Raw genomic sequence first — 22598 nt, forward strand, 5'->3', positions numbered from 1 at the left:
AGTTGCCGGCAACTCTTCCCGTTTTTTGTTTTTTCAACTTTTCAATTTTGTTGTACCTGGTACAATACAAGTCAGTTGTACCTGGTACAACATATATATTGAACACCCTACGACTTACTCTACTTCTTCTTATCGCTCACAATCTCCCCGCAGGCAATCCGTTTACCGGAATCACCAGAAGGCTGTGTCATGCCATCATCCTTATTTTCATCAATGATCAAAGAAGTACCTTCTTTTGTAAATAGAGATGTCTTTCCTTTTGTCAAGGTGACCCCTCCTGCCATCAGCTTTGCCTTTGTTGTACCGTCATCCTCCACGATGATATTAGGCAGGTCTCCTCCATGGGCCCCTTCAGGATGAAGAAGTCCATGTTTGGTGTCATCCGGATTGAAGTGATTGCCCGCAGAGACAAAGTCCGGACGTTTACATACTCCTTTTTCGTGGATATGAATCCCGTGCTCACCCGGTGGCAAACCTTCAAGATCCAAGTCGACTTCAACTCCGTCTGATTTCTCTTGCAGAATGGCTTTCCCAAGTGAATCCCCGTTCTCATTTTTCATTTCCACTTCGACCTTTTTAGGGTTTTCAATGGCACATCCCCCAAGTAATACGCTCATGATGACCATATATAATAATGATGCTTTTTTCATATCGCTCTTCCTCCAAATCTGCATACTCTTCCTCCATTGTTGACGTTTGAGGGAAAATGTATTCCTTTTTTTGCGCGAAAAGAAGGAACAGGCAGGAGGTGGTATCCGAAGGAAATTGCACAGAATCAGCACAAAAAAAAACACGCCTAGATATTTAAGCGCGTTTCACTCTTATTATTCTGATTCCCTTTTATGCTGCGCCGCTTCCTCTTCCATCTTCTTCGTTTTCAATTCTTCACGTTTTGAAACCTTTATAATTAAACGGAACGTCAATAAGGCAGCTATTAAGAAGATGGCCATTGTAATGCTTGCCGGGATATATTCCGACTTGTCTTCAGGAAAGTATAGAAATAGATTTAATACAAAAGAAGAAAGCATCGTAAGCTCCTTTCAAAAAACAAACTCTTCGTTTATTATATCAACACTGTAAAGGACAAACCAACTTGAAATTGTTCTGTTTTTAACGATTTATTGAACTATCATTCGAACAACCCTCGACAATTTCCGAGGAAATACTTGTATAATCCTGCATTTCTAGCACCTACAGGACCTACATGCTATAAACAAAGAGCGATGGACCTCTAATAGGGTCCATCGCTCTCTCTCATTACTATTTTACAACCTTAATGCTTTCGATGACAATTTCTTCTTTTGGAAGGTCGTTCGCACCAACTTCTACGTTAGCAATTTCATCAACGATTTCCATTCCTTCAACCACTTGACCGAACACGGTATGCTTTTGATCAAGCCAAGGGGTTCCACCATTTTTCATGTAGGCATCAATGATTTCTGATGGGAAACCGGCTGATTTCATTTGCTCTTCAAATTGTGGATCGATGTCATCCTTTTGCACGATGAAGAATTGACTTCCATTCGTATTAGGACCTGCATTGGCCATGGAAAGGGCGCCACGAAGGTTGAATAATTCAGGTGAGAATTCATCTTCAAAGGATTCGCCATAAATACTTTCTCCACCCGTTCCATTTCCATTAGGGTCACCCCCCTGGATCATGAAGTCTTTGATCACTCGATGGAATTTCAGTCCGTCATAATAGCCGTTTTCACTATGAGTGATAAAGTTTTCAACGGTTTTAGGTGCCTGCTCTGGGAATAGTTTTATTTTAATCGTTCCCATTGATGTTTTCATTTCTACTAATTTTTCGTTTTCAGCAACTTCTGTTGTAAGCTGAGGGAATGTCATTGGGTCATCTCCTTTTGTTTCTTCTGTAGTTTTCTTTTCCTCTGTTTGTTGTGTTTCTTCTTTAGTGGCATCTTCCTTCTCTGTTTGTCCACAAGAAGCAAGTACTAAACCTAGTAAACACAGGATCACGATCATCAGACGCTTCATATATGTACCTCCACATGTTACCTTTATAGTAGTTATTTCTCAATTCATTCCGCTTTCATTATAATAGAGTTTGAAGTATTAGAGGAGGTTTTTTTATGAAAAACATACAAATTGGTGATTATGTCACAGCTTTTTATAAAACCGGGAAATATATCGGGGAAGTGACCGGAGAGCGGCCCGGTGCCTATGTAGTGAAGATCCTTTCAGTGTTGAAGCACCCTCGACAAGGGGACCTTCATAATCCTCAGGAGGTTGATGTTCCACTGTTCCACGAACGAAAAGCCCTTGCCCACCGTGAGCAGGCAAACATGCCGGAAAAAATGGTCAAGCCCTTTGATGGCGATATACCAGACTATAATGAATCATTAGTGGCTGCCTACCTAACTCTTAAAAATGAGCTGGAAGCAGACTCTTCCCCTCACGCCCAAAAGAGCCTGGAAACCCTTCAATCCGTTCAGAGAGAATATGAACTGATGTATAGTCTGACATTTTAATCGAAAATGAGGGACGGACCTCGGTAAGGTCCGTCCCTCATTTCGTCATGCAAGCTGATTGTAAAATTTGGAGAGGTCGATTCTGTCCCCTATGGTGGTGGGTTCAGCTTTATCGAGGTATTTTTTGTCTTTTTCGACCAGGTTGTAGATATGGTGGGTGGTGAGAGCATCATCTAATGCTTTATGATGTTTTCCGACTCCTTCTCTCCCGTATTCCTGGACTGCTTTCCATAGTCCCGTTTGGTTTTGATCACCAAAGAAGCGTTTATATTCCATGGACAAGTCGACAAATTGAGCTTGGAAAGGAAATGGAATATCAGACTGGGTACAATTATCCCTCAGTACCTTCATATCCATGTTTCCCCACGTCACTACCTTCTCGACTCCCCTTGCATTTAAACCGTTGAAATAGTCAATCAAGCACTTAAACGATATTCCCGAATCCACTTCCTGCTGATTAATTGATAAGAACCGTTTACAGCGATTGGTTAGTTTGGGAAACGCAGTCGGTTTTACATAAGATGAAAACGTATCGGACACTTTCCCTTTCTCAACCACCACGACACCGGCTTCAATAATTTCAGGAAAAAAACCTTTGGGGACTCTATGTCTTTCCGGCATAGAAAACTCAAAATCTATGAACACAAGCTGATCCGCTTTCGCCACTATACTCCCTCCTCAAAATGTGGATAAGACCCCAATTTATCTAAAAAAAATAGAATTCATAAAGTGGTACACTCGTCACTTTCCCATACTTCTTATTCTTACATTATATCATGCTGGACCTAGAAAATATGACTAATTCCAGGTTTTCAGCGTGAATAAATGTTATTCGGTGGACTGGCGACTGTTTCTTTAATAAAATGAATATTTAGTTATACGAAATAAATATCACATAGAAGGTGTTAACCATTTCAATCAAAAAAAAGAATCTAATGATCATGCTTTTGGCCAATTTCATGGTAGCTGCAAGTGCCACAATGGTCTTGCCGTTTTTATCCCTTTATATTGAAACCTTTGGTACATACAGTCACGAATATGTACAGCGATGGTCAGGGTTTGTTTTCGGGGTTACCTTTTTAACGGCTTTCTTCATTTCCCCTTTATGGGGACGAGTCGGGGACCGTTTCGGGTATAAACCGATCCTCTTGATCACAGGTTACGGAATTGCAGCATCCATTTTCCTGATGGGCCTTATGGAATCGGTATGGGGACTCTTTCTACTTCGAATGGTCATGGGTGCTGTGACAGGCTTCATCCCTACCTCAATGGCCCTTATTTCCTCCCAGACCCCAAAGGAGGAAGCGGGTCGCACATTAGGGACCTTGCAAATGGGAACCGTATCAGGAGGGTTATTCGGTCCGGTCATTGGTGGGATCCTCGCCGATAATGTGGGCTTTTCCTATACGTTTATTTTCACCTCCATTGCCATCGCTGTAGCAGCGACTGTTGTATGGGCAGGCATTAATGAGCAACGGAGCAAAGAGCAGCGTAATCAACGAAACCAGTATTCAAGTAAAGAAGTGCTTCAGCATATTTTCAGTCATAAATTATTAGTGACGGTTATCTTACTGTCATTCCTAATCCAGGTAGCGAATTTTAGCATCCAGCCTCTTCTCGCCCTTTATGTAGACGAACTTACCTCTTCTACGAACCTGGCATTTTTGGCGGGAATTGCTTTCTCTGCTACGGGATTTGGAAATCTACTCGCGACGAGACGATGGGGTCAGCTTGGTGATGATATCGGTTATGAGAAAGTTTTATCGATCCTCCTGATCCTGGCCGCTATTTTCATCGTTCCCCAGGCACTGGCTGTTGAACTGTGGCAGCTCGTCCTGTTCCGTTTCTTGTTCGGAATCGCGATTGGAGGGATGATTCCTTGTGTGACGGCTTACATCCGTCAGGAAGCCCCTGTAAGCATGCAAGGGGAAGTGCTTGGATACAATCAAAGCTTTCGTTTTCTGGGAAACGTGGTTGGACCTGCTTTCGGAGGAATTGTATCAGGATATATTGGTATTTCTTCCGTTTTTTATGTAACAGGTGCTTTATTCTTAGGCGCATTTGGATTATTATGGTGGAGTATACGTCATTCTGAAACAACCAGCCATGTGAGAGATTACTAGAAAAGTAGAGTGAGAAATGAGAGTTTTCGCAGGTTATATAACGGTTATCAGTTTTATGCTCATATTTTTTACCACATTATTTTTTACAACGGATGAATTAAACAAAGTACAAAGCTTTCAAAAGGAACTGGAACTCGCAGTAAGTACAGATACTATAGACCTGAACCGGACGAGCTTGCTCCTCGACCAAAACGGGCGTGTTTTTTCAGAGGTTAACCGTCCCTATCGCTTATATGTTTCGGATGAACAGATTCCTCCCTTTATAAAGGATATTCTTGTCGCGTCAGAAGATCAGCATTTTTATGAACACGTTGGATTTGATGCCGGAGCGATTCTTCGGGCTGTGGTGAAAAATTTAGTGTTTACCCACATTCAACAGGGTGGAAGCACGATTACACAGCAGCTCGCAAGAAATTTATATCTAGGTCAGGAAAAAACCTACAATCGTAAATTGACCGAGTTATTTTATGCCCATGAAATTGAAAAATCATTATCAAAAGATGAAATTTTAGAGCTTTATCTGAATGTCATTTACTTCAGTAACGGCGTTTACGGGATTGAAACAGCGTCACAGTATTACTTTCAGAAGAGTGTAACCGAACTGAACCAAGCAGAGATGGCATTTATTGCATCAATTCCCAATAACCCCGGAAAATATGATCCCATCGATCATTTCGATCAGACGAAAGTTCGTCAGGAGCGCCTCCTGGATATACTGGTGACTACGTCCAAGCTTTCCAAAGATCAGGCGGAAAAACTAAAAAAAGTTCCGATTTCCTTAAACGTCCGCAAGAAGACAGACTTATACCCTGATTACGCTTTTTACGTTGAAAACGAATTAAAAGAACTGATTTCCATGCACGAGGGGTTCAAAGTAGAGTTTGATAACGCAGCATCTCCTGAAGAAAAAGAGAGGATCGGTCAGAAGCTTGAGGAACGTTTTCAGGAAGTGATCTCCTCAGGTGTCCGGATTCAAACTGCTTTAAGCCGTGATCTTCAACAAAGAAGTGTTCATGCCTTAAATGAGAACTTACAGGGAGAGCTGCAGGGTGCCACTATCACCATCGATAACAAGACTAGGACCATTGTGGCATTGTCCGGCGGAAGGGACTATCAGAAATACAATTTTCATCATGCATTCCAAGCCTTCAGGCAACCGGGTTCAGCGATAAAACCACTCCTCGTATATGGGCCGTATATCGAGAAATACCAGGCCTCCATTACAGACAGAGTGAATGCAAACCGGTACTGCATCGGTGACTATTGTCCTATGAATTATGGAGGGGTTCAACCTGGTGATGTGACCTTGAAACAATCGCTGGCACAATCCTATAACAGCCCGGCACTTCGATTGATGGAGAGAGTCGGCATAGATGAAGCCTTCAACTACCTATCCGCTTTTTCTTTTAAAAAGGTCTTAAAAGAGGACAAAACGTTTGCTTCATCTGTTGGAGGATTCACTTATGGAATGACACCCTTAGAATTAACCGATGCCTACACATCCTTTATTGATGGGAATTATCGGGAGAGTCATGCCATTATCCACGTGAAAGACACCAACGGCAAGGTCCTTTATAAATGGAAGAATGATCAAAAGAAGATATGGTCCGCAGATACTACAGCCAAAGTAAGGAATATGTTGACCGAAGCAGCTACTTCGGGAACCGGAAGAGCAGCTTACGTTTCAAAACCTTATGTGGGGATCAAAACCGGAACCACCAATAACTATCATGACTACTGGGTGATGGGATTAACAGACACCTTCACCACTGGGGTATGGGTCGGGCACGACATCCCCCGGAACATGAGTCAAATCGAGCAACAGCGTCCAAGCCATAAGGTTTGGAAAAGGATCATGGAATAACAAAAGAGTCTGCAACATGTGCAGACTCTTTTGTTATTATAATTTCACCTTCGACATCACCGGCAAACTCGCCATCACCCCATTATATAATTTCAAAAAAACAAAGAATATCGTTAAGAATAAGGATGACCACGAGAATATTTGTAAACTGACGACTCCGATTATTCCCATTTTTGAGAGGGACGGACTTATTTTATAAACAAAATAAACAAAGTACACCATGGAGCTTAAAGTAAATATGATCAAAAGTCCCAGGAAGGATTTCAGGCTGAGGACAGACACCAGGCCACCGATAAAATATATCATCGAGCCTGTTCTAACACGGTTATACAATAAGCCATTTGAATCCATGGAGAAAAACAGCATGGATACGCCATTGATCGTCTCCGCTATCAGCTTCAAGGCAGCAAACACCATAAAAAAAGCGACCATTAACAAAATCATGATGGCGAGCTTTAATTGCATATCCGATAAAAACTCCCTCATTCCTGGATAGACACCAATTTTCTTGAAGATGTCCACAAACACTTCCACACCATATACGGAAAAAGTAAGGCTAAATAATAATATAGAAAAAAGAGGCAAATAACTTGTTAAGTATGTATTTTTCACTCAAAACTCTCCCATAACGATTCTTCAACCACTCTCATCATAATCGTTTATGAGTATCTTGAAAAGGGTATACAAACAGAAGGAACAATGACTAAATACCTATCATCCCTTTACTATCATGACAAAAAAGAATGCCCCTTCAGTTCATCTAAAGAAAGGACAGACTCTTATTGTTGCGTTCCGGGATTGGAATGTGGCACGACCCGGATATATTCCCGAGATCGAAATGGTTGTCTTTGACGAATCGGCTCTCTCGTTACTTCTTCTTCCACTTCTTCTGTTTCACCGTATTGAACCGGTCTGATATTCATACTGGTCGGGTCTTCCACTTCAATGATCCCTCTATTAAACCGATCTTGTGATTCAATTAACCACGCAAAGCCAAAAAAAGTAAAGAATATGGTCGTAACCGCTACAGTTTTCTTTTTCATAACTTCACCACCTTATGGATAGGATTCTCCAATTAGACCGAAACTATTCTTAAGCTCTCAGTAATACAGAAAAAATCTAACAATTTTTCAGGTGTATTTTCCGTCTATCTTCATATTTAATACTTCAAGAACAATCTGATACGAACGGAATCCTGAGTAATGCAAGCATTTATTTTTTACGTTATAATGCTCTTTGAGGTTCAGCTTCGGTCGAGGTTTTTGAAAAAGATGCTTATTTAAAATCTGGAAAGACATTAGACCATGCTTTAGAATAAATGAATTTTACATGAGGGGGGTTTTATATGACTTTGTTACATTGGGCTATTGTATCGCCTTTTTTATTTGCCATACTCATTCCATTTCTTTATAAGGCGTTCCGGAATGTACATACCGGCTGGTTCGTATTACTGCTGCCAGTCGCTTTATTTACTTACTTTTTTCAATTCATCTCCATCACCAAAAATGGAGACACCGTCAAGGAAACCTTGGAGTGGATGCCGTCATTCGGAATCGACTTCATCGCCTATGTCGACGGTCTTGGATTACTTTTTTCCCTTCTCATCACAGGGATTGGTTCACTGGTAGTCCTGTACTCGATTTACTACTTAGATAAGAAGAAAGAACAACTACATAACTTTTATGTGTATCTAATGATGTTTATGGGAGCGATGTTGGGAGTTGTTCTTTCCGATAATTTAATCGTTCTTTACATGTTCTGGGAGTTCACTTCCATCTCCTCATTCTTATTGATCGGTTACTGGTACCACCGTGAGCGTTCGAGATACGGTGCACAGAAATCCATGCTCATTACCGTATTTGGCGGACTGAGTATGCTTGGAGGATTCTTACTTCTTTATCTTATGGGCGGGACCTTCAGCATCAGGGAATTAGTCATGCAAGCAGATCAGCTCATGACTGAAGCACTGTTCCTTCCGGCATTATTGCTTGTCCTTTTAGGGGCATTTACGAAGTCCGCTCAATTCCCGTTCCACATTTGGTTACCTGACGCCATGGAGGCCCCGACACCGGTCAGTGCGTACCTGCACTCTGCCACAATGGTTAAAGCCGGTATTTATCTGGTGGCCAGAATGAGCCCGGTATTTGCAGAATCAAGTGTATGGCTGTGGCTTGTGGGCGGATTCGGTATCTTCACCCTATTCTGGGGTTCCTTTAATGCGGTGAAACAAACGGACCTTAAAGGAATACTTGCATTTTCAACCGTCAGTCAACTTGGTCTTATCATGTCTTTATTGGGAGTCGGAGCAGCGGCTCTTCACTATAGTCAATTGGAAGACAATATTTATATGGTTGCAACCCTAGCAGCCGTTTTCCATCTAATTAACCATGCGACCTTTAAAGGAAGCTTGTTCATGGTTGTCGGCATCATTGACCATGAAACAGGCACGAGGGATATTCGTAAGCTTGGTGGATTGATGAACTTTATGCCGATCACTTTCACCATCGCGATCATCGGGGCCTTCTCCATGGCTGGACTTCCTCCATTTAATGGATTCTTAAGTAAAGAGATGTTCTTTACAGGTATGGTAAGGGTCCTTGAAATGGATATTTTCAACTTGGATACACTGGGCATGATTTTCCCCATCCTTGCATGGACAGGCAGTGTGTTCACGTTTATTTACAGCATGATTCTTGTGTTTAAGACCTTTACAGGTAAGCACCAGCCGGAAAAACTTGAAAAGAAACCACATGAAGCTCCACTTGGAATGTTGATTCCACCAATCATTCTGGCTTCACTTGTGATCATTTTTGGTTTCTTCCCAAATATCCTGTCAGAACGAATCATCGCTCCGGCAGTGGCTGCCATTACTCCAAGCCTGATCCAGGAAGGACATGCGGTCGAAACTGATATTTATTTCTGGCATGGCTTTACTCCTGAACTATTTATGACTTTCGGAGTCATTCTATTTGGGATCATGTTATATCTCCTGCTTCCAAAATGGAGAAAAGTATACTCATGGATCCCTGATCGTTTCACATTGAATTCATTTTATGATGGTGGATTGATCGGATCCGAACGCGGAGCTTACAACTTTACAAAAGGCTATATGACAGGATTTATCCGTACGTATCTTGTATATATCTTTTCCTTCTTGATTGCCGTATTATTGTTTAGTTTGTGGTTTAAAGGTGCATTTGCGATCAATACAGATGACCTGGCTCCGATTGGAATCTATGAGGTAGCCATAGCGCTTTTACTTGTTATCAGCTCTGTTACCATCCTGTTTGCAAAATCACGATTGACGTCCATCATTTCGCTGGGTGCTGCCGGATATACGGTTTCTTTATTCTTCGTATTATTCCGTGCACCCGACTTGGCTCTGACACAGCTTGTGATCGAGACCGTGTCTGTTGCTCTTTTCTTACTCTGCTTCTATCACCTGCCTCCATTAAGCAGGCATGAAGAACGAATGAGATTCAAGCTTGGAAATGCCTTGATTGCCATCGGAGTCGGGGCGGTCGTCACCTTATTTGCGATTTCTGCATACAGCACAAAGCTTTCCGAGTCGATTTCAAGCTATTACATCAAGAATGTGTATGAAGAAGCGGGCGGTAAGAATATGGTAAACGTTATACTCGTTGACTTCCGTGGATTTGATACATTATTTGAAATCTGTGTATTGGCGATCGCCTCACTTGGTATTTTCTCCATGATTAAATTGCGTCTGACAAGGGGGAAAGAAGGATGAAAACAAAAACGAATGACGTCATCTTACAAACCGTAACGAACGTTGTCGCATTCATCATTATCCTGTTTTCTCTGAGACTTTTCTTCGCCGGGCACTATACCCCGGGTGGAGGCTTCATTGGAGGATTGATGACTTCGGCTGCGATTGTACTACTGTTGTTGGCGTATGATATCAAAACGGTAGCCAATATCCTGCCGGTGGATTATAAAATCATTACTGCGATCGGTTTACTCCTGGCAGTAGCGACTTCTGCGGGGGCACTTCTGTTCGATGTCCCTTTCCTGACTCATGCGTACGATTATTTCCATCTTCCACTGTTAGGAAAGACATCCCTGCATACAGCCGTTTTATTTGATACAGGAGTGTATCTGGTTGTTATCGGTGTCACGATGACCATTATTCAAACGATTGGGGTGAGCGAATAATGGAAATATTAATGGCCATTGTTGTCGGTATTCTTATTACGATCGCCGTTTACTTAATGTTATCCAAAAGCTTGCTCCGAATCATTATTGGAACAGCATTATTGAGTCACGGCGCACATCTTTTGCTTCTTTCCATTAGCGGTCTAAAAGGAGGAGCTGCACCTCTTCTTGGAGAACACGCAAAATCTTATGTCGATCCGTTGCCACAAGCATTGATTTTAACAGCGATTGTTATTAGCTTTGGAGTGACCGCTTTCTTCCTTGTTCTAGCTTATCGTGCTTATCAAGAGCTTGGAACGGATAATATGGATCAGATGAGAGGAAACGAAGGAAATGACTAACTTATTAATACTACCCATTTTAATCCCGTTATTTACGGCGATTATCTTAATGTTTATCAGCAAATATGTGAAGGTGCAACGAGGGATTTCGGCCGTTTCGACTCTGGCCACCATTGCAGCATCCCTTGTACTCATCAACACCATCTATATTGATGGAATACAAACGATTGACTTAGGAAGCTGGGTGGCTCCTTTTGGGATTACACTCGTTTCTGACATGCTCTCTGCATTACTGGTGACAACGACAAGTATCATCACATTGGTCGTGTTACTCTACTCCTTTAAGTCGATTGGAGCAGACAGAGAAAGATTCTACTACTACCCTGTTGTGCAGTTCCTGCTGGTAGGTGTGAACGGTGCATTTACAACCGGGGATATTTTTAACCTTTTCGTCTTTTTTGAAGTGATGCTGATGAGCTCTTACGTACTATTGGTCCTCGGTGGAACAAAAGCTCAATTGCGTGAAGGGATCAAATACATTCTTGTCAATGTCATCTCTTCTGCTTTATTCGTTATTACCGTGGCCTATTTATATTCTGTAGTCGGTACGCTGAATATGGCAGATATTTCGAGAAAGATTGCAGAAGTCGATCAACCGGGAATTCTTACAGCGATCGCTATCATGTTTCTCTTAGTCTTTGGACTTAAGGGTGCGATCTTCCCGCTTTACTTTTGGTTACCAGGCTCATACTATGCTCCACCGACACCGGTGCTGGCTTTATTCGGAGCCTTGCTGACAAAAGTAGGGATCTATTCGATTTTACGGACGTATACACTATTTTTCTATCATGATACTGGGTTTACCCATGTAATCCTAAGCATGTTAGCCATCCTGACAATCGTTCTTGGCTGTATCGGCGCCATTGCGTATTGGGATGTTAAGAAAATCATTATCTACAACATCATCATTGCGGTTGGGGTGATATTATTCGGGGTATCGACCATGAACCCTGAAGCATTGGAAGGAGCCATTTACTATCTGGTTCATGACATGTTCATTAAAGCCGCTCTCTTCCTCCTTGTCGGGGTGATGATCGCGATAACGGGCACGACTGACCTTAAGAAGATGGGCGGTCTCATCAAGGAGTACCCGTGGCTCGGCTGGACATTCCTGGTCGCTGCATTCTCCTTGGCAGGAATCCCTCCTTTGAGTGGATTCATTGGAAAACTATTAATTCTGAGAGGAAGCTTTGCAGCAGAAGCCTATGTAGGTGCTGGTGTCATTCTGGCATCAAGTCTTTTAGTACTGTATTCTGTTATTAAAATCTTCCTGAACGGTATATGGGGCACTCCGAAAGAATACAAAGGGGTTTCAAAAGGACACGCTCGTTACTTATGGATGACCTCCGCGATACTCGTCGTGTTAGCTGTATGTTACGGCTTTGGTGCCGAAGCGATCCGTCCTCTATTCTCACAAGCAGCGGAAGTACTGGTGAATCCGAATCTCTATATAGACGCAGTGTTAAAGGAGTAATGTAGAATGGCTTTTCAAATTTTATTAAACTTTTTCATGGCCTTTGTCTGGATGTTTCTTTCGGTATCCTTTACTTCTCAGTCATTTATAATTGGCTATTTGCTAGGATTGCTTGTGATTTTTGCATTCAGAAGGTTTTTCAGCTCACGGTTTTATTTATTGCGCGTGACTGCCGTGATCAACTTATTTTTCTTGTTCTTAAAAGAACTTATCCTTGCTAACATATCGGTCCTAAAAACGATTCTGAGACCGAAGCTTGATTTCAAACCTGGAATCTTCGCTTTACCGACAGAATTAAAAACCGATTGGGAGATTACTTTATTGGCTAATCTTATCACCTTAACACCGGGTACACTGGTGATGGATGTATCGTACGATAATAAGATCCTTTATGTCCATGCCATCGATATCCCCGATAAGGATCAAGCCATTGATGAGATTAAAAATTCCTTTGAGAAAGCCATTATGGAGGTGAGTCGCTGATGTTACACACGATTTTTCAAATCACATTACTATGCGTCTCTCTATCCATGCTGGGACTTGTATACAGGGTAGTGAAAGGACCTACAACTCCAGATCGCGTAGTTGCCCTGGATGCAATCGGAATTAACCTTATTGCCATCATTGCCCTGGTGTCCATGATGCTCGATACCTACGCCTTTCTGGAAGTCATTCTCCTTCTTGGGATTCTGGCTTTCTTAGGAACCATTGCCTTTTCAAAGTTCTTAGAGAAAGGGGAGATCATCGAACGTGAGCGAGATCATTAGATTTTTCATCGGGTTCTTTTTAGTAATAGGAGGGTTTCTCAGCCTTGTCACCGCCTTTGGGTTACTGAGACTACCAGATGTATATACGAGGAATCATGCAGCATCTAAAAGTGCGACACTGGGCGTGATGTCGATTCTGCTCGCTACATTCCTTTACTTTTACCTGGAGCATGGGCATTTTAACTCGAGAGTGATTCTGACCATTGTCTTCATCTTCGTAACAGCACCTGTTGCCGGACATCTTATTGCAAGAGCTGCCTATAACTCAGGTGTTAAGCTTTGGGACCAAAGCGTGCAAGATGATTTAAAAGATAAAAAAGAATACGACCGTCAGAACAGTCAATAAAAAGCATATGATGAAACAAAAAGGCTTGACCTCACGAGCATTCCCTCGATTGGTCAAGCCTTTTTATTATTGTTGATATAAGTGATTCTCGACGCTTCCATCCTGCTTGTGCACAATCAACGTACCGGAATGATCCGTCACATAGTTTTTTGCTTTTGTAAGAAGCTTATCCTTCGTCTCTTCTACCATGATTGCCCGCTTTCCGTCTGCTTTCTTTAACTGCCATCCATCATCATGGGGGCTTACATGATACTCCGTTTTATCTGACGTGCTTCCCTCTTCAGACTTATGGGCCTGGTCAGTGGCAATCGCAATGGCTCTTCCTTCTTCATACCCTTCATCGAGAAGAGCATTGGCAATCTCAATGGCTTTGTTTCGAACATCAGCAGGCAGGTTTTTCAGTGAATCAGGATAATCATTTTTGGTCCAGCTCATTAAATCAAGCCTCCTATTTTAAATGGTTAGTTATTGATTTCCCATTTATTCACTTATTAAACGTATGGATATGTAAGGATTTCGATTATCTCTTAGGTACAACCGCCATCGTACATCTTGATACACAAATTAATTGGTCATCTTCATCTGTGATCTTAATCTCCCACACCATAGTCGTTCTTCCTTGATGCATCACCGTTCCTGTTGCTGTGACAAGTCCTTCCCGCTTTGCTTTAATGTGGTTCGCATTGATCTCCAAGCCAAAGCAGATTTCTTTATCAAGATCAATCAATTGCACTGCTCCCACGCTCGCCACTGTTTCTGCAAGTGCCACTGATGCTCCTCCATGAAGGAATCCGAATGGCTGCCTGGTATTTTCATTTACCGGCATCGTCGCAATTACTTTCCCTTTCCCGAGTTCTACAAACTCAATCCCTAATGTACTGATTAATGTATTTTCCATATTCATGTGCATCACCTCATCATAATATTCTTCTATACTATCTGTTCGAGAAAGGCTCGAAAAATCCTTTATTTTCCCTAAAAGGGCTTGCCTGCCCTCCCCTTCATTCTTTTTGTTTCACGAATAATTCCTTCTTCCATTTCATACATTTCCTTAGAGCATTCATAAGAAAGGGGTTATATTATGTATCGATACCATCCTTTTTACCAGCCTGTTCAACGCCCCTACCCGCCTACTTATTCAAGGACACAGCCTGTTTTTTCATATAATCGAAATTATCCCCCCGTTGATAGCAATACGTTTATGTCTTCAGCAGGTAAAACGTTAAGCCTGATGGATGATGCCCAAAAGGTCCTGCGCAGGATTAACAGTTCAAAAGATTTTTCATCGAAGTTCATGAAAGCTGCCCAACAATCCAATCTGCCTGAAGTACATAAGTTACTTCAAACTATCGGCACAAAAGTACAACCCGTAGTCTCATTTAATCCTGACGGTGTGCGTCTAGTCTTCGATGAGAAGCTTGGCCAGGTGGATTGTTGTCACTTGATTGTGATTGTCCGGTGGATGTAGGAAAGTTGTGAGAGAATTGAGACCGCCATTTATTATAACCATAACAAACAATAGCAGTGTCTATTTACGACACTGCTATTCTCATATATTTTTTTCCTGCTCTTAATAATATGGGTAATAACCCGGGTACCCTCCATACCCATACGGTGCATAGTACGGATAATAATACGGTCTTGGAGCTAAGAGTGCCGAACCCAATAACCCGCCGAGTACCCCTCCTACGAATGGTGCGCCGAAGAAACCTCCGCCATAAAATGGCCTTCTTCCCCACGGTCTTCTTTCATACACAACACGGTGATTCATCTGGCTGCCTCCTCCTTCTCTTTTCAAACGTTTATAGCCACTATTTCTTTTTAGGCTTCACTATTTTGTATGCGGAAGAATGAAGTTTGGAGTGGGCGATGACCTATTTTCCCGGTGATGGGGTACACATGCAAAAAAAAGCAGGGAACACATCCCCTGCTTTTTTTACGTTTATAAAATGATTGCTGCAATCCAACCGAATAGGATCAGTGGAATATTGTAATGTAAGAATGTTGGTACACATGTATCCCAGATATGATTATGCTGTCCATCTGCATTTAATCCTGCTGTCGGTCCAAGCGTACTGTCTGATGCCGGAGAACCTGCGTCACCAAGTGCCCCTGCTGTTCCCACAATCGCAATCGTTGCGAGAGGGCTGAATCCAAGCTCCATGGCAAGTGGTACGAAAATGGCTGCAATGATTGGAATCGTAGCAAATGAAGATCCGATTCCCATTGTCACAAGAAGCCCTACAATCAACATGATTAGAGCTGCTAATGCCTGGTTTCCGCCGATTACGTCAGCAGTCGCCTCAACCAATGTTTCGACATCGCCTGTGGCTTTTACCACTTCAGCAAAACCTGATGCAGTAATCATCACAAAGCCGATGAAGGCCATCATTTTCATTCCTTCGTTCAGTAACCCGTCGGCCTCTTTCCATTTAACCGATCCAGATATATAAAGTACAGCAATTCCGGCTAATGCACCAAAGATCATTGATTCCAGTTGAAGCTGAACATATAAAGCGACAACGATAGAAACGAGGGCGAAAATCATCGCTCTCTTATTATAAACGACCTTCTCCTCAGCGATCACTTCTTCTGCTTCATTGTAGTCCCTTGGTTTACGGTAGCTCACAAATACGGCGATGAGTAAACCGATCACCATGCCCCCTACCGGGAGGAGCATCGCTTTGGGGATATCGCCTAATGCGATTTCCATGCCGCTTGTGCCCATGTTTTGAGCAATGATTTCATGGAACTGCAAGCCGAATCCTACTGGTAAAAGAATATAGGGAGCCGTTAAACCAAACGTAATCACGGATGCGATTAAACGTCTGTCTATCCGTAACTCTGTCATCACCTTCAATAAAGGCGGAATCAAAATAGGAATAAAGGCAATGTGAATCGGAATCACATTCTGTGAAAAACAAGCCATAATTAAAATAGATAATACAATAAGTGCTTTGGAAAGGGCTGTTTTTCTGGAATCACCTTTTTTCCCAACTACCTTCAGTACCCAGTCAACAAGCAGATTTGGGATTCCCGTGTAGGAAATCGCCACCGCGAATCCACCCAGTAATGCATAACTTAACGCGATATTTGCCCCGCCGCTGATTCCTTCAGAAAATACGGCTATCGTCTCGTCTAATCCCAATCCCCCGGTCAATCCTCCGACTAACGCACCAGTGATCAGGGCGAATACGACATTCACACGTACCAGGCTCAGTACAAGCATGACAAGAACCGCTATAACAACTGCATTCATAACTAACTTCCTCCTCAAAATTCTCCATACAACGATATATCATTTGCTTTAGTTCGCTAAATTGGTAGAGTAATAAAATCACGATTTCAACTTTAACAAGATAAAGAGAGTTTGTCAACACTTTAGCAGGGTAAAAGATGGGTTGGGAAATTTTTCAGGAGAGCAGTGGGTAGAGGTTGGCGTTGTTGGCGTTGTTGACGTTGTTGGATTTCCATTAAATGTTAATCGTCTGGATTTTGATTGAAAACGGCTGGATTTTCTTCCTTTTCGGCTGGATTCTGAAGTGAAACGGCCGGATTATTGCCCATTTCGGCCGGATTATAAAAGAAAACGGCCGGATTACCCCGCTTATCCTAAACTGGATCCCGGTTTCACATACACTTTCAGCTATCCCCCTACTTCTAATCAGGAATTCTCATAAAAAAAAGCCTTTTTTCAGTGTCATCGTGCTTGAACACTGAAAAAAGACTATCCATTCCATCACATTTATTTCTCTAAAGGCACAAAACGTTCAACCAATAGTGCCAGTGTTCTTGCCATGACACCCGTTCCGCCTTTCGGACCAAGTTCATAGCTTCCTTTCGTCGTAGCCGTACCGGCGATATCAAGGTGCACCCAAGGAAGACCTTCAGCAAATTCTCCGACAAATGCCCCACCCATGATGGCGTGACCCGCTCGTCCCGGAGAGTTGTTCAAGTCGGCAATATCACTTCCACGAACACGTTTCTTGTCGTTTTCCGTATATGGAAGCTGCCAAATGTATTCGCCTGATTCACCTGACGCTTCCAGCACTTGCTCAAAGAACGCTTCATTATTCGTGAGGGCCCCTGTTTTGTCTTCACCCAGAGCAATGATGACTCCCCCTGTTAAAGTTGCAACGTCCACTAAATAATTTGCCCCTTGATGCTTCGCATAGGTCATACCGTCAGCAAGAGCAAGACGGCCCTCAGCGTCTGTATTTAACACTTCAATGGTTTTACCACTCATAGAGGTAATCACATCGTCAGGCTTGAATGCAGAGCCGCTCACCATATTGTCTGTTGAAGGAATGACGGCAACTACATTTTGTTCAGGTTTGATTTCTCCGATGATTTCCATGGCACCAAGAACAGCTGCAGCTCCTCCCATATCGGTTTTCATTCCGACGATTCCATCTTTAGGCTTAATGGAGTAACCGCCTGTATCAAAGGTGATTCCTTTTCCGACTAAACCGATGACATCTTTCCATTCATCTTTACCGCTGTATTTAAGAACAATCATTTTCGGTGGTTCGACGGACCCCTGATTGACTGCGAGCAATGCGCCCATTCCCAGATGCTCCATCTCTTCTTTATCCAAAATCTCAACTTCAAAGTTGTATCGCTCAGCTAATTCAAGGGCGTATTCGGCTAATTTAGTCGAGGTTAATAGATTACCAGGAGTGTTCACCAGCGTACGCGCTGAATTGACTCCGTTACCAAAGGCAGAGCCGATATGTAAAGCCATCTCTACTTCTTTAGAGTCTGAGCCCGTAAAGAACTCGATCGACTCCACCTGTACCTCCGGTTGATTAGATTTCTTTTTATAGCCGTGGAACTCATATGTAGACATCGTAAAGGCTTCCATGAAGGCATGAGCTGCATCTGTTGCTGCCATTTCATCAGAAACAAACGTATCCAGTGCAACTGAAAATGAAGAAACCTTCATATCCTTTAACGTTTTTGATGCTACGCCTAACGATTCTTTTAAAGAATCAAACGTAAGCTCTTTTTGTTTTCCAAGACCTACGAATAATAACCGCTTCGTTTCCAGCTTTCCAAATGTATGTATCTTTGACACTTTCTTTGCTTCCGAAGAAATGTCTCCGTCTTTTACCAGTTGTGTAAGATAGCCTTCAAACGTGCGGTCAAGCTCTTTCAGCTCTCTTTCAAATGTTGGCTGATGATAAATCCCGACGACCAGGCACTCTTGATTTGCGGTCCTTACTTCATTTTGATTAATCGAAAATTTCATTTTAACCGACACCTCCATTCTCTATTATAGCGAAGATGTCCCATTATTTCGACTATCTACCAAACCACTCCATAAAGTTAATTCAGTGGTTAATAGGGTATGATATAATGAGAACATTATTTTTATTCAAACAATTGAAAGGGTGGCATTTAACAGCATGGAAGTATTTTTAAATTTTCCATTATGGGCATCTTTATTTTCAATCTTCTTTGCTCAGTTTGTAAAGGTTCCCATACAGTTTATCGCGACCAGGGAGTTAAATTGGTCATTGATTACCTCAACAGGTGGGATGCCAAGTTCCCATTCAGCGGCCGTAACGGCATTATCTACTGGAGTGGCCCTGGAAGTGGGCGTGGATTCACCGATCTTCGCCGTATCCGCCATGTTTGCCATCATTACGATGTTTGACGCAACGGGGGTCAGGAGGCAGGCAGGAGAACAAGCGATTGTTTTGAATCGGTTGATGATTGATTTCCAGAAGTTCATGTCAGAAGCAAAAGGCTGGCAGAACAAGCCTGAACAAGAAAAGCGCAAGGAGCTGAAAGAATTACTCGGTCACAAACCCATTGAAGTGTTCTTTGGGGGACTTTCGGGGATCATTCTAACGCTTCTGCTTCATTATTTTTTAAATGCTTAGGAGTGTCACGATGAGAATTGTTTCAATCTGCCCCAGTAATACAGAAATAATCGATTATCTTGGATTAACATCGAATCTTGTAGGAGTTGATGATTACTCCGATTATCCTAAAGAGGTCGATTCCCTTCCCAGGCTTGGACCGGACCTCTCTATTAACATGGATAAGGTAGAGGCCTTGAAACCTGATTTGGTGTTCTCTTCATTAAGTGTACCCGGTATGGAAAAAAACATAGAAGAACTGGAAAAGCGGAACATCCCCCACATTACGTTAAATCCTCAGAACTTTTCTGACATTGCCGAAGACCTTTTAACGGTTGGGAAAGCTTGTGGAATAGAAGAACACGGAATTCGGCGTCAGAAAGAATTTTTACAGACCGTAAATCGCTTAAAAGCGATCAGTTCAGGGGTTCAAAATCCACCATCTCTCTACTGGGAATGGTGGCCAAAGCCTGTTTTCACCCCTGGTAAGATCAACTGGTTAACCGAGTTGAGCGAGATGATCGGTGCTCGAAATCTTTTTGATGATGTGGATCTGGCGAGTGTTCAAACGGATTGGGACGACGTACTGAAACGTGATCCAGACTATATCTGTCTTGCATGGGTCGGCGTCCAGCAGAAACGGGTTAACCCTGATATCGTGAGGAAGCGTACTGGATGGAACGAAATGAAGGCTATTCAAAAAGACCGGATTTTCGTTCTGGAGGAAGCCCTCTATTGCAGGCCATCACCCCTTCTTTTAAAAGGTGCTGTCAAGCTTGCAGAAGTTCTTCATCCTGAATTGTATAAAGAGGTCCGATGGTAGAAAAAAGCTCGCAGTTCAACGTGTGAACTGCGAGCTCTTTTCTATTCTTCTTTTGGTGATAATATCTGCTGTCTAAACACTTGCATGGATTTATTTTCATTTAGATCTACTAATTGCTGTTCAGATAACTCACCTGAACCCATCTGGATTACGTATACGTCCAGAGTCTGTTTTCCCCATTCATTATACACATCGTCCACTGTCTCGTAATAGAGGTCCAGTCTATTCCCCTTAATAGCGCTCCCTTTATCGGCTACTACCCCATATCCATAATGGGGGATAAAAAGAATGGTACCAATAGGATAAACGGAAAGATCGGCTGCAATCGTAGAATATAAATCACGTTTCACTTTCACACCAGAATATGTAATTCCATAGAGTGGATGCCCCGGGTTTTTCCCGGTCGATTCAATCCCGGCTGTGTAGCCTGTCGCTACAACCTCATGCTTCGTATACTGTTCCCAATCAACCGACTCTTCCAACGTCCTCGGTTCAACAGGTGTACTTGCAGAGATTTGAGTCTCAAAACCTGCCAGCCTCTTAAGAAATTTAAATGACAAACCTAAACGATTTGTCTGATGCTCTTTATAATTCAAACTGGTTTGATCATGGTCACCCTTGTCCATCAACCAGGCTTTAAAGGTTTGGGCCTCTACTCCCGAAACTGATTGAAAAGTAGTTCCCAGTGCCAGGACAAATAAACTGACCATAACGAATCTCTTCGTCCATGTTTTAAACAAATTCATGTATTCACTCCTCCCACCCTTATTACTTCCCAACCAGGAGGAGATATATGCATAAATTGAGAAAAAAATCGAATAGTTTCAATATTTGGAAATTATTAGGGTGGTAGTTTTGAGAATCCCTTATAAAGGAATTTCACCGCCCATATGCGACCTTGCAGGCGGTGGCAATGATATTACCTACATCAACTAGTATGTACAATTTTTATAAAAAGTCATAATAAAAAAACCGTTCAACTCGAGAAAGATACCTCGGCTAAACGGATTTGATTAAAACATACGATATCCTTTTGCTCTTAAAATCCTCATTACGACTCCTGCCAGAATCGCTCCTGCCAATCCACTTCCTAAAATCACAAGATCGGCTATAGCCAAGTGGCTGATTTTCGTACCTAACTCAGAAAAAGACTCGCCTGAATTTCGGAAATAATCTATAAAACGAACATCGTCTACAATAAAAATGACAACAATTGGATAAATGATGGCCATGATCCACGTCATACGCAATAACATATTTAACAAGAAACCTATCCCAAAAAATAGAACAAAAAATAAAAGCATCGAAATAATCATTACATGTATAGGCATTTTACCGATTACACCTCCATAAACACTAAATAATAGTGTACCTCGAGTGAAATGAAAGCGTCAATATTTTCAAGGAAGATTTGTGGCATATTCACAAAATAAACTTATTTTCCATGCGGACATAAAAAAACAGACCCAATATCAGGATTCATACTTCACAAGTGAAGTATCCACCCACATTAGGCCTGCTTTTATCATCTATCCTTTAGGGCTTATTTCTGTTTCCCGCTGCCTCCGCAGCACGGACACGTTTCAGAACCACCCAATACTAACTGAAAGTATCCTTTTCCTGAACAATAAAGACAGTATTTCGTTTTAGTACTTGCAGTAGCTCTCATCAAATCCCTCTCCCTTTTCTTTAATTTCTTAATTTTCTGATAATATATCATCTATCCAGAATAAAGAAAAGGGACATTAGAGGGGATGTACCTCTAAGAAAGCGAATACATTTATGTTTTTCTTTCATTATCTCTTTTTTTCTTAAAATTTACAGAATTTTATAAAAATAAACGATACCGTGTGTATGCAAATTGGTCCCCAGGATTGATTCCTTCAATCATGTTTAACTCATGTTGAGATTCCATTCGTTTGATCATCTCATGCACCATAACGGATGTCTTCTCATCCTCCAATAATTCTTGAGGCGACTTCCACTGGACATCCCACAATTCAGCTTCTTCTATTTCAATAGAAGAATTTCCCTCATTCTCCAGCAGAAAGATCATCATGTTATCACTAATGTCATGTTGGATGACTCCTGATCTTACACCGATGATTCCTTTGATAGCCGTATGTAATCCTGTCTCTTCCCTCACTTCTCTTATCACCGCTTCATCAACTGTTTCACCAGCGTTGACAAATCCTGCAGGAAGGGACCACATTCCTTTCAAACCACTGTATTTCTTTTTCACCACAAGCCATTTACCGCTTTCATCAATGACCAGTCCAGCAACCGCCAGCCAAACCTTCCCTCTTTTCACTGCAAACACCCCCA

At 42.1% G+C, this 22598-nt stretch carries 28 protein-coding genes; 13 read left to right on the forward strand and 15 right to left on the reverse strand.

All coding sequences use genetic code 11. The features are described from left to right. Window positions 1–119: 119 nt before the first annotated feature. The 3 genes from TV75_RS07455 to TV75_RS07465 all read right to left on the reverse strand — a co-directional run bounded on the left by TV75_RS07455 (window position 120) and on the right by TV75_RS07465 (window position 1998). Entirely contained in the window at window positions 120–650 is a 531-nt protein-coding gene (locus TV75_RS07455; RefSeq protein WP_044338474.1) for a superoxide dismutase family protein, read from the reverse strand. 174 nt (window positions 651–824) lie between these two features. Next, a complete protein-coding gene (locus TV75_RS07460) occupies window positions 825–1028 on the reverse strand; it encodes a hypothetical protein (RefSeq protein WP_044338116.1) in 204 nt (67 codons plus the stop codon). Window positions 1029–1260: 232 nt separating this feature from the next. Next, the gene (locus tag TV75_RS07465) at window positions 1261–1998 is read right to left on the reverse strand and encodes a peptidylprolyl isomerase (RefSeq protein ID WP_044338117.1); all 738 of its coding nucleotides are present in this window, start codon (window positions 1996–1998) and stop codon (window positions 1261–1263) included. A 95-nt stretch (window positions 1999–2093) separates the two neighbouring features. Between TV75_RS07465 and TV75_RS07470 the strand changes: the two genes are divergently transcribed. Then, the gene (locus tag TV75_RS07470; RefSeq protein ID WP_044338118.1) at window positions 2094–2492 is read left to right on the forward strand and encodes a kinase-associated lipoprotein B; all 399 of its coding nucleotides are present in this window, start codon (window positions 2094–2096) and stop codon (window positions 2490–2492) included. Window positions 2493–2537: 45 nt separating this feature from the next. Here TV75_RS07470 and kapD read toward each other — a convergent pair whose 3' ends face one another. Continuing rightward, window positions 2538–3158 (reverse strand): 3'-5' exonuclease KapD, encoded by a 621-nt coding sequence (kapD, locus tag TV75_RS07475; protein ID WP_044338119.1) that lies wholly within the window; start codon window positions 3156–3158, stop codon window positions 2538–2540. A gap of 245 nt (window positions 3159–3403) precedes the next feature. Between kapD and TV75_RS07480 the strand changes: the two genes are divergently transcribed. Both TV75_RS07480 and TV75_RS07485 read left to right on the forward strand, forming a co-directional pair. Then, a complete protein-coding gene (locus TV75_RS07480; protein WP_044338475.1) occupies window positions 3404–4615 on the forward strand; it encodes an MFS transporter in 1212 nt (403 codons plus the stop codon). 16 nt (window positions 4616–4631) lie between these two features. Next, window positions 4632–6479, forward strand: coding sequence for a transglycosylase domain-containing protein (locus TV75_RS07485; RefSeq protein ID WP_044338120.1), 1848 nt, complete (start codon window positions 4632–4634; stop codon window positions 6477–6479). A 36-nt stretch (window positions 6480–6515) separates the two neighbouring features. On the opposite strand, the gene TV75_RS07490 is transcribed toward TV75_RS07485, so the two are convergent. Then, a complete protein-coding gene (locus TV75_RS07490; RefSeq protein ID WP_044338121.1) occupies window positions 6516–7091 on the reverse strand; it encodes a DUF5366 family protein in 576 nt (191 codons plus the stop codon). A gap of 167 nt (window positions 7092–7258) precedes the next feature. After that, window positions 7259–7522: a hypothetical protein gene (locus tag TV75_RS07495; RefSeq protein ID WP_044338122.1), complete on the reverse strand. Its 264-nt coding sequence runs from the start codon at window positions 7520–7522 to the stop codon at window positions 7259–7261. Window positions 7523–7824: 302 nt separating this feature from the next. On the opposite strand from TV75_RS07495, the gene TV75_RS07500 reads away from it, so the two are divergent. Genes TV75_RS07500 through mnhG form a run of 7 tightly spaced genes read left to right on the forward strand, consistent with a single transcriptional unit; the run spans window position 7825 to window position 13583 of the window. Continuing rightward, window positions 7825–10230 carry a Na+/H+ antiporter subunit A gene (locus TV75_RS07500; RefSeq protein WP_044338123.1) on the forward strand — a complete coding sequence of 802 codons (2406 nt, stop codon included), beginning with the start codon at window positions 7825–7827 and terminating at the stop codon, window positions 10228–10230. Then, complete coding sequence (locus tag TV75_RS07505) at window positions 10227–10655, forward strand: Na(+)/H(+) antiporter subunit B (RefSeq protein WP_044338124.1); 429 nt, start codon at window positions 10227–10229, stop codon at window positions 10653–10655. Before TV75_RS07500 ends, TV75_RS07505 begins: the two co-directional genes overlap by 4 nt. After that, entirely contained in the window at window positions 10655–10996 is a 342-nt protein-coding gene (locus TV75_RS07510; RefSeq protein ID WP_044338125.1) for a Na(+)/H(+) antiporter subunit C, read from the forward strand. The genes TV75_RS07505 and TV75_RS07510 overlap by 1 nt, the downstream gene beginning before the upstream one ends. Beyond that, on the forward strand, window positions 10989–12470 hold the full coding sequence (locus TV75_RS07515; protein WP_044338126.1) for a Na+/H+ antiporter subunit D: 1482 nt from the start codon (window positions 10989–10991) through the stop codon (window positions 12468–12470). Before TV75_RS07510 ends, TV75_RS07515 begins: the two co-directional genes overlap by 8 nt. Window positions 12471–12476: 6 nt before the next feature. Further along, the gene (locus TV75_RS07520) at window positions 12477–12953 is read left to right on the forward strand and encodes a Na+/H+ antiporter subunit E (protein ID WP_044338127.1); all 477 of its coding nucleotides are present in this window, start codon (window positions 12477–12479) and stop codon (window positions 12951–12953) included. Further along, complete coding sequence (locus TV75_RS07525; protein ID WP_044338128.1) at window positions 12953–13237, forward strand: Na(+)/H(+) antiporter subunit F1; 285 nt, start codon at window positions 12953–12955, stop codon at window positions 13235–13237. The genes TV75_RS07520 and TV75_RS07525 overlap by 1 nt, the downstream gene beginning before the upstream one ends. Continuing rightward, on the forward strand, window positions 13221–13583 hold the full coding sequence (mnhG, locus tag TV75_RS07530) for a monovalent cation/H(+) antiporter subunit G (RefSeq protein WP_044338129.1): 363 nt from the start codon (window positions 13221–13223) through the stop codon (window positions 13581–13583). Before TV75_RS07525 ends, mnhG begins: the two co-directional genes overlap by 17 nt. Before the next feature lie 66 nt (window positions 13584–13649). Here mnhG and TV75_RS07535 read toward each other — a convergent pair whose 3' ends face one another. Together TV75_RS07535 and TV75_RS07540 are read right to left on the reverse strand one after the other, a co-directional pair. Next, window positions 13650–14018 (reverse strand): DUF2188 domain-containing protein, encoded by a 369-nt coding sequence (locus TV75_RS07535; protein WP_044338130.1) that lies wholly within the window; start codon window positions 14016–14018, stop codon window positions 13650–13652. Window positions 14019–14103: 85 nt separating this feature from the next. After that, a complete protein-coding gene (locus TV75_RS07540) occupies window positions 14104–14487 on the reverse strand; it encodes a PaaI family thioesterase (RefSeq protein WP_044338131.1) in 384 nt (127 codons plus the stop codon). 177 nt (window positions 14488–14664) lie between these two features. Between TV75_RS07540 and TV75_RS07545 the strand changes: the two genes are divergently transcribed. Further along, window positions 14665–15051: a hypothetical protein gene (locus TV75_RS07545; RefSeq protein WP_052504460.1), complete on the forward strand. Its 387-nt coding sequence runs from the start codon at window positions 14665–14667 to the stop codon at window positions 15049–15051. A 102-nt stretch (window positions 15052–15153) separates the two neighbouring features. On the opposite strand, the gene TV75_RS07550 is transcribed toward TV75_RS07545, so the two are convergent. The 3 genes from TV75_RS07550 to TV75_RS07560 form a co-directional block, all read right to left on the reverse strand. Continuing rightward, complete coding sequence (locus TV75_RS07550) at window positions 15154–15354, reverse strand: hypothetical protein (RefSeq protein WP_044338132.1); 201 nt, start codon at window positions 15352–15354, stop codon at window positions 15154–15156. Between the two features lie 171 nt (window positions 15355–15525). Further along, window positions 15526–16842 (reverse strand): Na+/H+ antiporter family protein, encoded by a 1317-nt coding sequence (locus TV75_RS07555; RefSeq protein ID WP_044338133.1) that lies wholly within the window; start codon window positions 16840–16842, stop codon window positions 15526–15528. Window positions 16843–17328: 486 nt separating this feature from the next. Beyond that, window positions 17329–18834, reverse strand: coding sequence for a leucyl aminopeptidase (locus TV75_RS07560; protein WP_044338134.1), 1506 nt, complete (start codon window positions 18832–18834; stop codon window positions 17329–17331). A gap of 157 nt (window positions 18835–18991) precedes the next feature. Here TV75_RS07560 and TV75_RS07565 point away from each other — a divergent pair, with 157 nt between their 5' ends. Together TV75_RS07565 and TV75_RS07570 are read left to right on the forward strand one after the other, a co-directional pair. Further along, window positions 18992–19471 (forward strand): divergent PAP2 family protein, encoded by a 480-nt coding sequence (locus TV75_RS07565; protein ID WP_044338135.1) that lies wholly within the window; start codon window positions 18992–18994, stop codon window positions 19469–19471. A 10-nt stretch (window positions 19472–19481) separates the two neighbouring features. Beyond that, entirely contained in the window at window positions 19482–20273 is a 792-nt protein-coding gene (locus TV75_RS07570) for a cobalamin-binding protein (RefSeq protein ID WP_044338136.1), read from the forward strand. 41 nt (window positions 20274–20314) lie between these two features. On the opposite strand, the gene TV75_RS07575 is transcribed toward TV75_RS07570, so the two are convergent. The 4 genes from TV75_RS07575 to TV75_RS07585 form a co-directional block, all read right to left on the reverse strand. Then, window positions 20315–21019 carry a 3D domain-containing protein gene (locus tag TV75_RS07575; protein WP_044338137.1) on the reverse strand — a complete coding sequence of 235 codons (705 nt, stop codon included), beginning with the start codon at window positions 21017–21019 and terminating at the stop codon, window positions 20315–20317. A gap of 267 nt (window positions 21020–21286) precedes the next feature. Continuing rightward, complete coding sequence (locus TV75_RS07580; RefSeq protein WP_044338138.1) at window positions 21287–21604, reverse strand: YuiB family protein; 318 nt, start codon at window positions 21602–21604, stop codon at window positions 21287–21289. Between the two features lie 212 nt (window positions 21605–21816). Then, window positions 21817–21942, reverse strand: a complete 126-nt coding sequence (locus TV75_RS22490) for a YuiA family protein (protein WP_172655674.1) — start codon at window positions 21940–21942, stop codon at window positions 21817–21819. Between the two features lie 159 nt (window positions 21943–22101). Then, the gene (locus TV75_RS07585; protein WP_437176703.1) at window positions 22102–22584 is read right to left on the reverse strand and encodes an NUDIX domain-containing protein; all 483 of its coding nucleotides are present in this window, start codon (window positions 22582–22584) and stop codon (window positions 22102–22104) included. Window positions 22585–22598: the final 14 nt, after the last annotated feature.

This window comes from Rossellomorea aquimaris (genome assembly GCF_000935355.1).
Taxonomy (GTDB): Bacteria; Bacillota; Bacilli; order Bacillales; family Bacillaceae_B; genus Rossellomorea; species Rossellomorea aquimaris_B.

Excerpts from the sequence above, each read along its gene's own strand:
- TV75_RS07455 (WP_044338474.1), bottom strand. The coding sequence starts at position 650 with ATGAAAAAAGCATCATTATTATATATGGTCATCATGAGCGTATTACTT.
- TV75_RS07460 (WP_044338116.1), bottom strand. The coding sequence starts at position 1,028 with ATGCTTTCTTCTTTTGTATTAAATCTATTTCTATACTTTCCTGAAGAC.
- TV75_RS07465 (WP_044338117.1), bottom strand. The coding sequence starts at position 1,998 with ATGAAGCGTCTGATGATCGTGATCCTGTGTTTACTAGGTTTAGTACTT.
- TV75_RS07470 (WP_044338118.1), top strand. The coding sequence starts at position 2,094 with ATGAAAAACATACAAATTGGTGATTATGTCACAGCTTTTTATAAAACC.
- TV75_RS07485 (WP_044338120.1), top strand. The coding sequence starts at position 4,632 with ATGAGAGTTTTCGCAGGTTATATAACGGTTATCAGTTTTATGCTCATA.
- TV75_RS07495 (WP_044338122.1), bottom strand. The coding sequence starts at position 7,522 with ATGAAAAAGAAAACTGTAGCGGTTACGACCATATTCTTTACTTTTTTT.
- TV75_RS07500 (WP_044338123.1), top strand. The coding sequence starts at position 7,825 with ATGACTTTGTTACATTGGGCTATTGTATCGCCTTTTTTATTTGCCATA.
- TV75_RS07505 (WP_044338124.1), top strand. The coding sequence starts at position 10,227 with ATGAAAACAAAAACGAATGACGTCATCTTACAAACCGTAACGAACGTT.
- TV75_RS07510 (WP_044338125.1), top strand. The coding sequence starts at position 10,655 with ATGGAAATATTAATGGCCATTGTTGTCGGTATTCTTATTACGATCGCC.
- TV75_RS07515 (WP_044338126.1), top strand. The coding sequence starts at position 10,989 with ATGACTAACTTATTAATACTACCCATTTTAATCCCGTTATTTACGGCG.
- TV75_RS07520 (WP_044338127.1), top strand. The coding sequence starts at position 12,477 with ATGGCTTTTCAAATTTTATTAAACTTTTTCATGGCCTTTGTCTGGATG.
- TV75_RS07525 (WP_044338128.1), top strand. The coding sequence starts at position 12,953 with ATGTTACACACGATTTTTCAAATCACATTACTATGCGTCTCTCTATCC.
- TV75_RS07535 (WP_044338130.1), bottom strand. The coding sequence starts at position 14,018 with ATGAGCTGGACCAAAAATGATTATCCTGATTCACTGAAAAACCTGCCT.
- TV75_RS07540 (WP_044338131.1), bottom strand. The coding sequence starts at position 14,487 with ATGAATATGGAAAATACATTAATCAGTACATTAGGGATTGAGTTTGTA.
- TV75_RS07545 (WP_052504460.1), top strand. The coding sequence starts at position 14,665 with ATGTATCGATACCATCCTTTTTACCAGCCTGTTCAACGCCCCTACCCG.
- TV75_RS07550 (WP_044338132.1), bottom strand. The coding sequence starts at position 15,354 with ATGAATCACCGTGTTGTGTATGAAAGAAGACCGTGGGGAAGAAGGCCA.
- TV75_RS07555 (WP_044338133.1), bottom strand. The coding sequence starts at position 16,842 with ATGAATGCAGTTGTTATAGCGGTTCTTGTCATGCTTGTACTGAGCCTG.
- TV75_RS07560 (WP_044338134.1), bottom strand. The coding sequence starts at position 18,834 with ATGAAATTTTCGATTAATCAAAATGAAGTAAGGACCGCAAATCAAGAG.
- TV75_RS07565 (WP_044338135.1), top strand. The coding sequence starts at position 18,992 with ATGGAAGTATTTTTAAATTTTCCATTATGGGCATCTTTATTTTCAATC.
- TV75_RS07570 (WP_044338136.1), top strand. The coding sequence starts at position 19,482 with ATGAGAATTGTTTCAATCTGCCCCAGTAATACAGAAATAATCGATTAT.
- TV75_RS07575 (WP_044338137.1), bottom strand. The coding sequence starts at position 21,019 with ATGAATTTGTTTAAAACATGGACGAAGAGATTCGTTATGGTCAGTTTA.
- TV75_RS07580 (WP_044338138.1), bottom strand. The coding sequence starts at position 21,604 with ATGCCTATACATGTAATGATTATTTCGATGCTTTTATTTTTTGTTCTA.
- TV75_RS22490 (WP_172655674.1), bottom strand. The coding sequence starts at position 21,942 with ATGAGAGCTACTGCAAGTACTAAAACGAAATACTGTCTTTATTGTTCA.